Source organism: uncultured Polaribacter sp., from assembly GCF_947500975.1.
Taxonomy (GTDB): domain Bacteria; phylum Bacteroidota; class Bacteroidia; order Flavobacteriales; family Flavobacteriaceae; genus Polaribacter.
Window position 1 is genome coordinate 97377 of record NZ_CANMUE010000010.1, and the last position, 14007, is coordinate 111383.

A 14007-nucleotide genomic window follows, 5' to 3' on the forward strand; every position below is an offset into this window, starting at 1 on the left:
TGCATCAGTTTTTATCAACCGCAACTCAATTCTTAAAGAATTGCGGATAATCAAATTAACATTTTAAGAGCAAAAAAATGAAAAATTTAGATAAAAACATAATCGGTAAAGGAGAGGTAAAAGGCTTCATATTTACCCAACACAATCAATCAAATAAAGCATACCTATACAAAGTAGATACTGGCTGTTCTATTTACTACGAAGTGTTTAAAAAGACTTATCGTGTGAACTCTAAACGGCATTGCTTCCCAACATCTAAAGCCTTTGGTAAATGGGCGTGGACATTTACAACACTTGAAAAAGCTATTGAAAAGTTTATTCAGTTAAACGAAGAAAATGATTAGTTGCTTCAATCACATAAAAGACCCTAACGCAACTGACGAAATAGACATCTACGAATTTGTAGAGCGAATTAAGTCGCCAGACAAATCTATTATTGTTTTAATTGAACAGGCTCGGCTCTATCACAACAAAGACAAAGATAAATATGATGGGTTAAAAGCAAAGCTACCGTGTTTTACATTAAATTTTAGCTTTAATGGTAGAAAAACCAACGAGACTATTAAATCTCCTACTGGGTTTATTTATTTAGATGTAGATAATTGCACCAGTATAGATTTATCTAACCCATTCATATTTGCTACTTGGTTATCGCCATCAAATACTGGCAGAGGAGTATTGGTTAAAGTTGAGAATTTAAATCTTGATAACTTTAAAGACACTTATTCGGCTATTTCCAAACACTTAAATTTAAATGTAGATATAAGAGCCGCTAAAGCTACCCAATATACTATACACAGTTACGATAAAGGTATTTACTTTAATGAAGATGCTATTACTTGGGTAATTGATACTTCTAATGAAGCTCAAACTAATTTTACCCCTACTACGTCTATACTAAAGCCTATACTAAAAAGAAAAAGAAAGGATATAGGTGTTATAGGGGTAAATTACTCTATACGCTATAACAATTATAACGAAGTGGACTTTGGAGGAAAAGAATATCTATATTTTAAAGATGAAAAAATAGTAATGGCTACGGTGTTTGTACCTAAAGCAATTAAAAAAGGAAGTCGAAACTCTATTGTGTCTGCAATAGCATATCAGTTAAGGGCTTTAAATCCGCATATAGCACAAAACTATTTACAAAACTATATAGAGACTGTGAATCTACACCATTGTAAACCAAAATTAAGAGCTGAAGAAATTAGCACTATTGTTAGAAATATTATGAATAGAAAAAACCTGATTCCTGTACCAAATAACCCAAGACGGTTTTTATTTAACCCCAAATTTAAACTCCCTCTAAAAGAAATAATGGGCATTGTAAACTATTATAACGGTAAGGCACGTTCTGAAAAAACTATAAATAAGATTAGGGAGTGCATTTTAAATTGGGATGTAGCCGAATTAGGCAAACTAACTCAAAAGTCGCTTATTAAAGCATCTGGTGTAAGTAAAGGCACGATAGAAAAATACTATAAATTGTTTGAAGAAGAAAGAAAACTAATAAATCAACAATACAATAAGCTAAAAACAAGCTAATTTACCTATGCACAGTTAACAAATTAGAACACTTTACCCATAAGTGATATTTGGGTATTACTTGCTATAAGAAAGAGGCTAAATTGTGAGTTGTGCAAAGTGTTGCTACAATGGTAGAATCTAAAAAACTGTGTGAGGTATGAAATAAGGCAGGTTTTAAAAACCTCCTTAATTTTAAATCCAGCGTCTAACTTCTTGCTTATAATTTAAGTATTCCTCTTGGTGTTTTGATTCTAAATATTGTTCTTCTAATCGAATTTGCACCGAAATACTGTAATAACTTAACAAAGCAATACAAAGTGTAATAGCATTAGGCAGAATCAAGAAAAAACCAACAGCAGAAATTACTAATCCAAAAAACACAGGATTGCGAGAATGCCTAAACAATCCTGTTTTAATGAGTGTTGTTTTTTCTTCATTGTCTATACCAATTCGCCAAGATGTTTTCATATTCGATTGTGCAATAACAATCCAAATAAAGGCTATGGCTGATAAAATTACTCCTGTCATTTTCAACCAATAATTATCTAAAAATTGTATTGGCGATGTATATTGATAAATTCTATTTCCTAAACAAAACAGAACTACTACAATCAAGTCTAATACAATGAGTAAGGCAAATACTTGTTTATTGATGCTCTGTATCGAACCATCATTTTTAAGTTTTAACGGATTTATTCCTGTCTTTTTATAAAGCCATAATAAACGGTAAACACCTATCACTCCATAAAATAATGCTACACCAACTACTAATAATATTTTCATTTTAACCAAGTTTTAAAATTCGTATTGCTCCCTGAACTACTAACAGGAAAATAATAATTCCAACAACCAAATCAGGAATACTTGATTGCAACCAATGAACTAACACACCTGCTACAATTACGCCTATGTTGATTATGATGTCATTAGATGTAAAAATCATACTTGCCCTTATGTGTGCTTCTTTGCTCTTGGTTTTTTGAAGTATGGATAACGATAAGGTATTGGCAATGAGAGCAAAAATTGAAATGTAAATCATCATTGAAAAATCAGGAACTTGCTCGAACCCTAAAAACCGTCTTACAACTTCCAACAACCCTAAAAATGCAAGGGTCATTTGAAAATAACCTGCCATTTTTGCCACTCTCTTTTTTAGCAGTATTGAACCACCAACTGCAAACAAACTCATTCCATAAACAATGGCATCAGAAAGCATATCAAGACTATCAGCCACAAGCCCCATAGATTTTGAAATTATCCCTGTGGTTATTTCAATTAGAAAGAATGCGAAATTAATTATAAGGACTTGCCAAAGTAACTTTTTTTGATTGGTGTTTTCTGCAAAATTTGTCTGTTGAGTTGATTCGGTAAAAATGTGTTTACTACCTAAATTCAATTCTAAAATAGATTGCTCAATTTGCTCAATACTATCAAGATGAAATACCGTCAGTTTTCTTTGACGAATATCAAATTCAAGACTTTTAACAACAGCCAAATGCTCTATCTTCATCCGTATCAGATTTTCTTCTGACGGACAGTCCATTTTCGATATTTTAAACTCCGTTTTGTACATCATAATTTGAATACAAATTTAGGTTACAATTCCTGCAACCTAATTGCAAAGTTTAATGTTCATCCTCTCCACCAAATACATTAAACATTACACCCACAGTAAACACGAAACCATCGGTAGGTGCATATATTTCTGCAAATTGAGGTTCTTGATGTGGTGGTAGGGTTTCAGGAGAAAATCGGCTCTGCCTACGGTCTGTAAAATTCTCAAAGTTGATGTATGGACTTCCCCATTTAAAATGCTTTTGTACCAATAAACCCATCGTAAAGAAATCTTGTGTTTCAACGCCTGTACTTAACCTTTGACTTCCTGTATAGTAGGTTTCATAACCAATACGCCATTTCTCATTCTCATACATTAAAACGCTTCCTGCTTGATGTTTTGGTGTTAGAGTTTTTTGTGGATTATTAGGCAGATAGTTTAAAGTCGTGTTGATGTAAGCATAGTTTAAAAACCATCTAAAATCATTGTAAGTAAATTTGATATTGGTTTCAGCCCCTCGACTTAAAACTGTTCCATCAGCGTTTTCAAAAAGATATGTGCTATTAAGTTGTTCATTTAATAATAGTGCATTGTCAATGCTCGTAACATAAAACAGTTGGTTAATTGAAAATCGCACATCATCAGAAATTTTACCCTTGTAATTGAAATCAATATTTGCTCCATAGGAACGTTCAGCACTTAAATTATCTTCATCAATAGGTAAGATGTTTTCAAAATTCAAAGTGGCTGCTTCTTCGGTAAACATATCAGGAATTTTATAGCCTAATCCACCACCTAAACGACTTGAAAAATGGCTGTTGGCTTTCCATAATAGAGAGATACGAGGTAAAGGGAATACACCCCAATTTGGCACAAAATCTGTTCTAAAGCCTGTTTCTAAAATAAACTTATCAGATAGGTCTATTGTATTATTTGCAAACGCTCCAAAAGTGATATTGTCTTGATTTCGTGGTGTGGGATTGTCTTTCTCTTTGAATGAATTACTGTAAAAATTACCTCCAAAAATCCAATCCGATTTTTCTTTTTGAATGGTATAATTTGCTTCTGCAAACACATCCCATTGCCGACCTGAAAACAACAAATTAGGAGTTACTAAATCCCTGTCAAAATAGGACACACTATTTTTTATCTGTAACGATTTATCTTCGCTAAACTCTTTTTCATAGACGGCTTGTGTACTTATTCTTGTTGAGGTGTTTTCTTCTGAATATTGATGAATACCATTCGCTCCGTCTCTAATGGCTATAATATCGCCTCCCTCTCTTTTATCAAATGTGCCATTGATACCCAACCAAATAGTTTCGCTTTCGGATGGATAGTAAAACAACTTTGGATTGAATGAAACAGTTTTGGTTTCAGGCAGATTGCTAAAATCATCATCGTCAGGGTCGTATAGGTTCTGATAATGTCCTGAACCGTAGAGCGTATAACCAAATTTATCATTACGCTTACTGTAAAAAGCATTTATTGTACTTCCGCCAACGTGGGTTTGAGCGAGTTGTATGTTCAATTCAGGTTCTTCATCAGGTGTTTTAGCAACCAAGTTTACCAAACCTGCAATAGCACCGGCACCGTACAAAGTAGAGGCACTTCCTTTGATAATTTCAAATTGGTTGAGGTCTAAAGGTGGGATTTGGTTTATGCTCAATCCTCCTGAAAATCCTCCAAATAACGGAAAGCCATCTTTTAGTATTTGGGTGTATCTACCATCCAAACCCTGAATACGAATACTGCTATTAGCACTACTTAAAGAGGTTTGCTGTATTTGAATGCCTGTGCTTTCACGAAGTACCATAGAAATATTTGAAGCATTCATTATGGCTTTTTCGCCTAATTCTTCTGAACTGATAAATTCTACTCGTGTAGGGATTCTTTTAATAGTTCGTGTACTTCGAGTTGATTTTATAGTAATGCCCTCCAACTCCATACCTCCCTCGTGCATCACGTAGGTTTTTATGGGTGTAGTTTCTGTTACTTGTATCGTGTCAATAATCGTTTCAAAGCCAACAAAAGAAATCGTAATTTCCTGTTTTCCAAGTGGTATGTTTTCCAATATTGCTAAACCCTCATCATTAGTTGTTGCACCAATTTCAAGGGGTTCAAAATATACAGTTGCGCCAATTAAAGGTTTGTTGGTTTCTTCTTCTGTTACTTTTATAGTTACTGTTGTGTTTTGTGCAAAAATGGATGCACTAAATAATAGGCATAGTATAATGTCGTACATTTTTTTATTCATTTCTAAATTTTAATAATTGTTAAATAATTCAGGTTTTGATAAGACGTACTTATCCATTGAATAGATTATTTAACCAATGGCAGGAGGATGCCAAATAGAAGTGATAAAACCTTGTGTAAATAGGTTTTCGTAGTTAAAAGAATGAGAAATTAAAGTAGTATTTAACTGCTCATCTTCAAAAACAAAGACTTCAAAAGGAATAGCAATACCACAACACGCACAGGTGCAAAATGGTGTGCATCCATCGTCTGAATGGTCGCTATGGTTTTCTGTTTGAAAAGTATCGGCAGTTTCATTTATTCCATCAGTACAAGGAACAGTTGATAATGCTAATGTTATAACAGCAAATATGAGTGTTAAATATTTCACAGGACAAATGTACTATTTATTCAATGCAACCCAACTGCAAAGTTTACTCATTGCAGTTAGCACATAAACCTTTGATAACCATATTTGCTTGATTCATCTTAAAGTTAGTTGGTAGTTCTATTGTTGGTATGTTAAGAGTAGTAAGGCAAAATGTGTTTTCACAATTCGTACAATGAAAATGATAGTGCAAATCTTGTAATTCGCAATTACAACTTTCAAGGCATAAAGCATATTTAGTAACGCCTGAACCATCTTCGATACTATGAACAATTTTACTTTCTTCAAAAGTTTTTAGTGTGCGAAACAAGGTGCTTTTATCGGCATAACTCAATCCGTTTTCCAAATCTTTTAACGATACGGCTTTGCTTTGTTCTGTAAAATATTGCAAAACCAATAATCGCATTGCTGTTGGTTTAACTGATTTATCTTTTAATTGTGATTCTATATTGTTCATTGATTATTCTATTATTTCTTTCACACTACCGCATTTCAGCATCTTATCGCCAAAGTAAGGATTTAAAACCTGTTCTTCTTTACTTAACCAAGATCCACCTTTATTATTGTCTGCCATTGGGCAATATTGAACAAATAATTTGCTTTCAATTTCATCAAAATTTCTAATTATTGCAATTAAATTATCTGATAAGATTTGAAATTGTTTACGTTGCTGTTTCAAACTTACATTTTCATTAATGCCTTTAGATGTTTTGTGAAGTTTAGACCAATAATTATGTGTTTGCGCTCTTTCATTTACCGAAATTGCATCTAATGCCTTTCTAAAGATTTCACTTTTATTAGATGCCATCGCAACATCAGATTTTATTAAAGCATCTTTAAGGTTGATATAAGCATTTATAACAGGTTGAAACGATTTTTCTATGGCTGTATTAAATTCAATTTTATCTGTTGCCTTATTCATTGTGTGTCCTTCGTGTCCTGTCATTGTTTTACCACCTTCTTTATTCATCATAGACTTTTTACCTTGTAATTGTGCCGAAGCATCCACCGTAAATGTGCCATTGGTTACAATTTCGTCTCCATTTTTAAGACCATCAACAACTTCGTATTGGTCTCCTAATTGCTTGCCAATGGTTACTTCTCTCATTTCAAAAATAGGCTCATCAGGATTTGTTTTTAGATACACCACAGAGCGTTCGCCTGTCCACAGTATTGCTGATGAAGGAATCGTTAAACTTTGCTCTTTTTTAGACATTGTATTTTCAATATTTCCTTCTACAAACATTCCTGTTTTAAACTCACGGTTCTTATTGTTTAATACTACTCGAAGTTTTACCGTTCGTGTTGATGGATTAAAAGTTGGGTCTATAAAATCTACTTTTTCTTTAAATTCTTTATTCGGATATGCATTTGAAGTTATCGTAATATTTTGTCCTTTTTTGAATAATTCAACCTGATTTTCATACACATCAAACAATGCCCAAACGGTATTTAGATTTGTGATTTTCAATAACGCCTGACCCTGTTTTACATAGTCACCTTGCTCTACTAATTTTTCTGAAACTGTGCCTGAAACTGTTGCATAAATTGGAAAGTTTTGCTTCACTTTTCCTGATGCTTCAATTTGATTGATTTGGTTTTCAGAAATCTTCCAAAGTTTTAGTTTATTACGGACAGCCTTATATAATGCAGGTTGTGATTCTTTAAATGACGAAGCCGTAATTAGTTCTTGTTGAGCCGAAAATAATTCTGGCGAATATATGGTTGCTAATAACTGCCCTTTTCGCACTTCTTCGCCTGTTGAACTTATATTTAAACGTTCTATTCGCCCTGAAAAATAACTTGCTTGTACAACATTGGCTTCTTCATTTTCTACAATCTTTCCTGATAACTTAATAGTAGCATCATTACTCGTGCTATTGCCTACGGTAGAGGTCTGAATATTAGCCAATGCCATAGCATTTTTTGTCAGTTTAAATTCATTTGCGCTTAACCCTTCTGAACTTGCCTCGGCAGGAATTAAATCCATACCGCAAATAGGACAATCGCCTGCTTCGGGTTGCATAATTTGTGGATGCATAGAACACGTCCACATTTGATTCGTTTCTGCCGTTTCAGAATGATTATGCTCTTTTTCTTTATTGGATGAGTTGCCAAAAAAGAACCATCCTAATAATAGTCCTACGACTAATATTCCGATGTAAATAATATATTTTTTCATTTTAAAATATGTTTAATAACATTAATGTCGCCATTACAATCATAATAGCGTTTTCAATAAACGTGGCTTCTGTCATAGGTAATTTTAAAGCAGTTCCTAAACAAGCACAACGTATTGATTTTTTATCTAATAGTGTTTTTGTTACTCCAATAGTCGTTATTCCTAATACAATAAGTGTAACGATTAAAGCAATATTGATTTCAAATCGCATTAAAAACATTAGCCCTAAAGCAGTTTCTATAAATGGATAAACCCAACCATAGAAAGGAACTTGTTTTGCTAATGGGTCGTACATTTTAAATGAATCTGGAAATCCTTTTAAATCCAACATTTTAAAGAAACTAAAAACAATGTAAAATAAGCCCATAAAATCGAGCATAAATTCGCTCCAACTCCAATTTTTATAATGCAATAAAATACTTGCAACTGCTATGTAAAATATGATTAATAGTAAGGGTTTGAGTTGTTGTAGTTTGCTTTTTTCTTCTTTTACTTCAAAATTTGAATTTTGAGCAGAAGCAAAAACATTTTTATGTTCCTTTTTGGTAATACTATATTTTGAAGGCAAGACTTTTTGTAGTTCTGAAACTTCAATATGTCCATTCATAGTAATTGTCGCTTCTTGACTTTCAAGATTAACGTCAACTTTGGTAACATTATCTAAATCGTTTAAACTCTTTTCGACTGATGCTTTGCAACTGCTACAAGTCATTCCTGATATTTTATAAGTGTGTTTCATTTTTTTTAATTAAAATTCAATATGTTTAGTAACTATAAATAGAATGTAGCAACATTAAATAAATGTTGCCACATTTTGTATTAATTAATGCTTATGACCATTTGAGTTGTGGTCTTCATTTTTAACGTAATCCATACCACATTTTGGGCATTCGCCTCCCTTGTCGCTACCACTACCTTCGCAATGCATTGGGCATACATAGGCAGAAGCATATTCTTTCTTTTCTGCTTGTTCTGTTTTAGTGGTTGTGTCATCTTTTTTAGCATCTTTACACGATACTGTTGTTAGCATTACTGCAAATACTAAAACTCCTAAAATTGTTTTTACTGTTTTCATTTTAAATTGATTTTTATAGTTAATATGTATTGAATTTTAATTAGTTAAATAGTTGATAATTGTTCTTTGTAAATAATAGGTTTTAATAGATTCTATTTGGTTAATTTGAAATTTGAGTTGTAATTCTTGAATATCTAAAACATCATTAAAATCAATCGTTCCTGTTTCATAACTTTTTACTAAAATGGTTTCGGCATCTTTGGCTTGTTTTAAGTTTTTTGTTTGCGTATTGTAACTTATTCTTGCCGAATTACTCTTTTTTATTGCTTTGTCAAGTAATGTTTCTAATCGGTTTAACTTGTCCTGTTTTTGAACGTTTATTTCTTTTTGTAGTAACTCATTCTGCTTTGTTTTCGATTTGTATTTGTTGTTGAAAATTGGAATAGAAACACTAACCATTGGCATTACAATATCTTTTCCGTTATCGCTAAAATCCATATTTGGTCGTTCAGAAACTGCGATATAGTCTAATCCAAATCCAAGCATTGGACTGCTTTCTTTTTTGTTTAATAATTCAGATTTTTCAACCGATTCGTAGAGTTTGTCATATTTTAATAGTTCAGGATGTAATGCTAAATTTTCAGAATTGATAAGTTCGTTTTCAGAAGGCATAATTAGTTTATCAGCAACAATTACTTCTTTGTTTTTATCTCTATTTAACAACTTATTCAATACGGTTTGTTCTGCTAAATAATCTTGTTCTAACACTTGTTTAAGTTGCTCTAATTCGTTTTGTCGCATTTGTAAACGCAAGACATCTACTGCTGATGCTTTGCCTACTTCAACAGATGTTAATGCTAATTCTTCATAGGTTTTCAGTAAGGCACTATTTTCATCTAAAACCAACTGTTTCTCTTTTAGCGCATACAAATTATAGTAGGATTGTGATACGGATGCTACCAATTTTCGTTGTGCAATAGCAATATCTTCATAAACCGCATCTGCCAAAGCGTTTTTATAATTTTCTCTTGCTGTTATTGAGCCAAATGATGGTAACATTTGTTTTGCCGAAATTTTAAAGCGTTGCGCTCCTGTTCGTGTTTCAGGTTCGCTCACAAAATAACCAACACCTATTTGTGTATTTGGTAGCGTATTGGCTTCATTCACTTTTTCTCTTGCTACCTGATGCTTTAATTCAAATAGTTGAATTTCAGGGCTTTTTGTTAAACCTTCTTCAATTAGTGTTTGTAATTGCTGTGCATTTCCTTTCAGAATAAAGAAAATTGAGCAAAGAATAAAGATTGATTTTATTTGTTTCATTTTGATGCTTTTTTAAGTTGTATTTCCTGTTTCCAACTGTATAAAACAGGAACAACAAATAAGGTTATTAATGCGATAAGCATACCACCAAAACTTGGTATTGCCATAGGAATCATAATATCGCTTCCTCGACCTGTTGAGGTTAACACAGGTAATAATGCCAATATGGTTGTTGCTGTGGTCATTAAACAAGGTCTAATTCGTTTTGTTCCTGCTTCAATTACGGATGCTCTTACATCTTGTTTGTTTGTAGGCTTATTTCTATCAAATGTTTGTGTAAGATAGGTTGCCATAACAACGCCGTCATCTGTTGCAATTCCAAAAAGCGCAATAAAACCAACCCAAACGGCAACACTTAAATTTATGGTGTGCATTTGGAATAAATCTCGTAGGTTTTCGCCAAAGAAATTAATGTTTAAAAACCAATCTTGACCATACAACCAAATCATTATAAAACCACCTGCAAAGGCTACTGCAATTCCTGTAAATACCATTAATGAAGTGGCTACCGAACGAAATTGAAAGTACAGGATTAAAAAGATGATAAATAATGCTAATGGCACAACAACCGATAAGGTTTTTTCGGCTCGTATTTGATTTTCATACGTTCCTGTAAATTGGTAATTAATGCCTTTTGGTACAGTTAATTCGCCTGAATCTATTTTTGACTGAATTAATACCTGTGCATTTTCAACAACTCCAACTTCGGCATAGCCATCTAATTTATCAAATAGTACATAGCCAATTAAAAAAGTATCTTCACTTTTAATGACTTGTGCGCCTTGCTCATATTTAATACTTGCTAATTCGCCTAAAGGAATTGAACTGCCTTTGGCAACAGGCACATAAATATTTTTTAAATCTGTTGGATTACCTCGCAATTCTCTTGGGTAGCGAACACGAACCCCATAACGCTCTCGACCTTCAACAGTCTGCGTTATTTCCATACCACCAACAGCCACCATTAAAACATCTTGAACATCTTGAATTGATATGCCATAACGTGCAATTTTTTTTCTATCAATATCTATCAACAAATAGGGTTTGCCAACAATTCTATCGGCAAAAACGGCTTCGGTTTTAACGCCTTCCACTTGTTTTAAAATAGACTCTAATTGTACTCCAAAGTCTTCAATTTGTTTTAAACCCTGTCCTTTTACTTTAATTCCCATTGGCGCACGCATACCTGTTTGTAGCATTACCAAACGTGTTTCAATAGGTTGTAATTTTGGTGCTGATGTAACGCCTGGCAATTTTGTTACACGTACAATTTCTTTCCAAATATCATTAGCAGATTTTATTTCAGGTCGCCAATTCCTGTAAAACTCGCCATCACTATCTTCAATAAGTTCTTTTGCGATTATTTCAGGCATTATAACAGCTTTATCTGAATTGTTTGGGTTTTCCACCATTGTTCCATTTTTCAATTCAAAAAAGCCATTATCATCAACTTTATAGCGTTGTCGTTCTCCATTGCCATTCAACATATATTCCGATTTATACTGAATTAAGTTTTCATACATCGACAAAGGCGCAGGGTCTAAAGACGATTCTACACGACCTGCTTTACCAACAACGGTTTTAATTTCAGGAATTGTTGCCACAGCCATATCTAACTGCTGTAACACTCGCTTGTTTTCTTCAACTCCTGAATGTGGTAAAGACGTTGGCATTAATAAAAAAGAACCTTCGTTGAGTGAAGGCATAAATTCTTTGCCTGTGTTTTTCAGTATTAAAAACCCACAAATAACTATTGCTGTTGGAATAGAAAGGAATAGTATTTTATTTTCTAAAGCCCAATTTAAAATACGTGTATAATACCTTCTGAATACCGTAAAAACACCCAACAGTCCAAAACAGATTATAGCCACAAAAACAAGATTCCAAAAAATGCTTTTATCAACGCCTAACGGTCGCCAATATTCTGCCAAAAGAAATACGATTGCTAAAGTTGAAATAGCAATATTGAAATAGTTTGCTTTATTTCCTGACAATCTATTTTGAGATTTTAAGATTGCCGTAACTCCAAATGCAATAAGTACAATTCCAAGCCAATATCCATAAATAAGTGCTATTATTCCAAATAGAATTAAAAGGCTATTGATAACTAATCTCGAAACTTTTTTAATACTTCTTTTTTGAAATAAATAGGAAGCAAAGGGTGGAATTAAAAACAAGGCAACAATAATAGAAGCCGTTAAAGCAAAGGTTTTTGTAAATGCCAAAGGTCTAAACAATTTTCCTTCTGCGCCAATCATTGTGAATACAGGAATAAAACTGATAATGGTTGTTAAAACTGCTGTTATTATTGCTCCTGAAACTTCGGTTGTTGCATTGTACACAACTTCATTTACAGATAGTTTTTCTTTGTTTTCTTCTAAATGCCTAATAATGTTTTCGGAAAGAATAACGCCAACATCCACCATTGTTCCAATAGCAATAGCAATTCCAGATAAGGCTACAATATTAGCATCAACTCCAAAAAGTTTCATTGCTATAAATACCATTAAGACTGCCACAGGAAGCAAACCTGAAATAAGGACAGAAACACGAAGATTAAACACCATAATTAGAATGACTAAAATGGTAATGAGTATTTCTAATGTTAATGCTTCATTGAGCGTGCCTAATGTTTCTTTTATGAGTTCAGACCTGTCGTAAAAAGGCACTATGGTTAATTGTGAAGTCCTACCATCTTTCAATACTTTAGAAGGTAAACCTGAACTTAATTCGTTGATTTTTTCTTTGACATTATTTATGACCTCTAATGGGTTTGCGCCATATCTTGACACTACAACACCGCCAACAACTTCTGCACCTTCTTTGTCTAAAATACCTCGTCTTGCTTTTGGTGCAAGCGTAACTTTAGCAATATCTTTTATCTTAATTGCAGTAAAATCTTCGGAAGTAACAACTGCATTTTCTATATCTGAAATAGATTTAACATAACCTAAACCTCTAACCAAATATTCGGCTTGGTTAATTTCAATAGTTTGAGCTCCAATATCTTTATTACTCTCTTTAACTGCTTTGACGATGTGGTGTAACGATACATTGTACTGCCTCATCAATTCAGGGTTCACATCGACTTGATATTCTTGAACATAACCACCTATTGAAGCAACTTCCGAAACACCACTTGCAGACGATAACGCATATTTAACGTAGTAATCTTGAACACTTCGTATTTCGTGTAAATCCCAACCGCCAGTAACGTTCCCTTGCTCGTCTCTACCTTCAATAGTGTACCAAAATATTTGTCCTAATCCTGTGGCATCAGAGCCTAATGATGGATTGACTTCATCAGGTAGTAAGTTGTTCGGTAATGAATTTAGTTTTTCAAGGATTCGACTTCTACTCCAATAGAAATCTACATCTTCATCAAAAATGATATAGATGCTTGAAAATCCAAACATAGAGGAACTACGAATGGTTTTTACTCCTGAAATTCCAAGTAAAGACGTTGTTAATGGGTATGTAATTTGGTCTTCAATATCCTGTGGCGAACGACCTTCCCACTTTGTAAATACAATTTGTTGGTTTTCGCCAATATCAGGAATAGCATCTACCGCAACAGGATTGTTTGGTAAAAAACCTATTTCCCAATTAAAAGGTGCGTGTACAATTCCCCAACCTATAAAAAAGGTAAGTAATAGTACAGCGACAAGTTTATTTTCTATTAAAAATTTGATGCTTTTATTTAGCATAGCGTTTGATAATTAAACAATTAGACATTGGCGTTACGAAAACACCGAATACAACGAATTATCCTTACGACATTGCAG

Annotated in this window: 12 protein-coding genes; 2 read left to right on the top strand and 10 right to left on the bottom strand. The window is 33.2% G+C overall.

Features of this window, described 5'->3' with window-relative positions; genetic code table 11:
• Nucleotides 1-77 precede the first annotated feature (77 nt).
• Both Q0733_RS11670 and Q0733_RS11675 read left to right on the top strand, forming a co-directional pair.
• Nucleotides 78-344 carry a hypothetical protein gene (locus Q0733_RS11670; protein ID WP_298782424.1) on the top strand — a complete coding sequence of 89 codons (267 nt, stop codon included), beginning with the start codon at nt 78-80 and terminating at the stop codon, nt 342-344.
• Nucleotides 337-1545, top strand: coding sequence for a BT4734/BF3469 family protein (locus Q0733_RS11675; RefSeq protein WP_298782425.1), 1209 nt, complete (start codon nt 337-339; stop codon nt 1543-1545). Before Q0733_RS11670 ends, Q0733_RS11675 begins: the two co-directional genes overlap by 8 nt.
• A 174-nt stretch (nt 1546-1719) precedes the next feature.
• On the opposite strand, the gene Q0733_RS11680 is transcribed toward Q0733_RS11675, so the two are convergent.
• From Q0733_RS11680 to Q0733_RS11725, 10 genes are all read right to left on the bottom strand, one after another.
• Complete coding sequence (locus Q0733_RS11680; protein WP_298782426.1) at nt 1720-2310, bottom strand: isoprenylcysteine carboxylmethyltransferase family protein; 591 nt, start codon at nt 2308-2310, stop codon at nt 1720-1722.
• Between the two features lies 1 nt (nt 2311).
• Nucleotides 2312-3100, bottom strand: coding sequence for a cation transporter (locus Q0733_RS11685; protein WP_298782468.1), 789 nt, complete (start codon nt 3098-3100; stop codon nt 2312-2314).
• Between the two features lie 52 nt (nt 3101-3152).
• Nucleotides 3153-5339: a TonB-dependent receptor gene (locus Q0733_RS11690; RefSeq protein ID WP_298782427.1), complete on the bottom strand. Its 2187-nt coding sequence runs from the start codon at nt 5337-5339 to the stop codon at nt 3153-3155.
• A 69-nt stretch (nt 5340-5408) separates the two neighbouring features.
• The gene (locus tag Q0733_RS11695; RefSeq protein WP_298782428.1) at nt 5409-5708 is read right to left on the bottom strand and encodes a DUF6660 family protein; all 300 of its coding nucleotides are present in this window, start codon (nt 5706-5708) and stop codon (nt 5409-5411) included.
• 43 nt (nt 5709-5751) lie between these two features.
• Nucleotides 5752-6162 (bottom strand): Fur family transcriptional regulator, encoded by a 411-nt coding sequence (locus tag Q0733_RS11700; RefSeq protein WP_298782429.1) that lies wholly within the window; start codon nt 6160-6162, stop codon nt 5752-5754.
• 3 nt (nt 6163-6165) lie between these two features.
• Nucleotides 6166-7887: an efflux RND transporter periplasmic adaptor subunit gene (locus Q0733_RS11705; protein WP_298782430.1), complete on the bottom strand. Its 1722-nt coding sequence runs from the start codon at nt 7885-7887 to the stop codon at nt 6166-6168.
• Between the two features lies 1 nt (nt 7888).
• On the bottom strand, nt 7889-8626 hold the full coding sequence (locus Q0733_RS11710) for a heavy-metal-associated domain-containing protein (protein WP_298782431.1): 738 nt from the start codon (nt 8624-8626) through the stop codon (nt 7889-7891).
• An 84-nt stretch (nt 8627-8710) separates the two neighbouring features.
• Complete coding sequence (locus Q0733_RS11715; protein ID WP_298782432.1) at nt 8711-8962, bottom strand: heavy metal-binding domain-containing protein; 252 nt, start codon at nt 8960-8962, stop codon at nt 8711-8713.
• Nucleotides 8963-8998: 36 nt separating this feature from the next.
• Nucleotides 8999-10222, bottom strand: a complete 1224-nt coding sequence (locus tag Q0733_RS11720) for a TolC family protein (protein WP_298782433.1) — start codon at nt 10220-10222, stop codon at nt 8999-9001.
• Nucleotides 10219-13929: an efflux RND transporter permease subunit gene (locus tag Q0733_RS11725; RefSeq protein WP_298782434.1), complete on the bottom strand. Its 3711-nt coding sequence runs from the start codon at nt 13927-13929 to the stop codon at nt 10219-10221. The genes Q0733_RS11720 and Q0733_RS11725 overlap by 4 nt, the downstream gene beginning before the upstream one ends.
• Between the last annotated feature and the right edge of the window lie 78 nt (nt 13930-14007).

Bases quoted from the DNA above. Each gene is read 5' to 3' on its own strand.
- Q0733_RS11670 (WP_298782424.1), top strand. From the start codon at position 78: ATGAAAAATTTAGATAAAAACATAATCGGTAAAGGAGAGGTAAAAGGC.
- Q0733_RS11675 (WP_298782425.1), top strand. From the start codon at position 337: ATGATTAGTTGCTTCAATCACATAAAAGACCCTAACGCAACTGACGAA.
- Q0733_RS11680 (WP_298782426.1), bottom strand. From the start codon at position 2,310: ATGAAAATATTATTAGTAGTTGGTGTAGCATTATTTTATGGAGTGATA.
- Q0733_RS11685 (WP_298782468.1), bottom strand. From the start codon at position 3,100: ATGTACAAAACGGAGTTTAAAATATCGAAAATGGACTGTCCGTCAGAA.
- Q0733_RS11690 (WP_298782427.1), bottom strand. From the start codon at position 5,339: ATGAATAAAAAAATGTACGACATTATACTATGCCTATTATTTAGTGCA.
- Q0733_RS11700 (WP_298782429.1), bottom strand. From the start codon at position 6,162: ATGAACAATATAGAATCACAATTAAAAGATAAATCAGTTAAACCAACA.
- Q0733_RS11705 (WP_298782430.1), bottom strand. From the start codon at position 7,887: ATGAAAAAATATATTATTTACATCGGAATATTAGTCGTAGGACTATTA.
- Q0733_RS11710 (WP_298782431.1), bottom strand. From the start codon at position 8,626: ATGAAACACACTTATAAAATATCAGGAATGACTTGTAGCAGTTGCAAA.
- Q0733_RS11715 (WP_298782432.1), bottom strand. From the start codon at position 8,962: ATGAAAACAGTAAAAACAATTTTAGGAGTTTTAGTATTTGCAGTAATG.
- Q0733_RS11720 (WP_298782433.1), bottom strand. From the start codon at position 10,222: ATGAAACAAATAAAATCAATCTTTATTCTTTGCTCAATTTTCTTTATT.
- Q0733_RS11725 (WP_298782434.1), bottom strand. From the start codon at position 13,929: ATGCTAAATAAAAGCATCAAATTTTTAATAGAAAATAAACTTGTCGCT.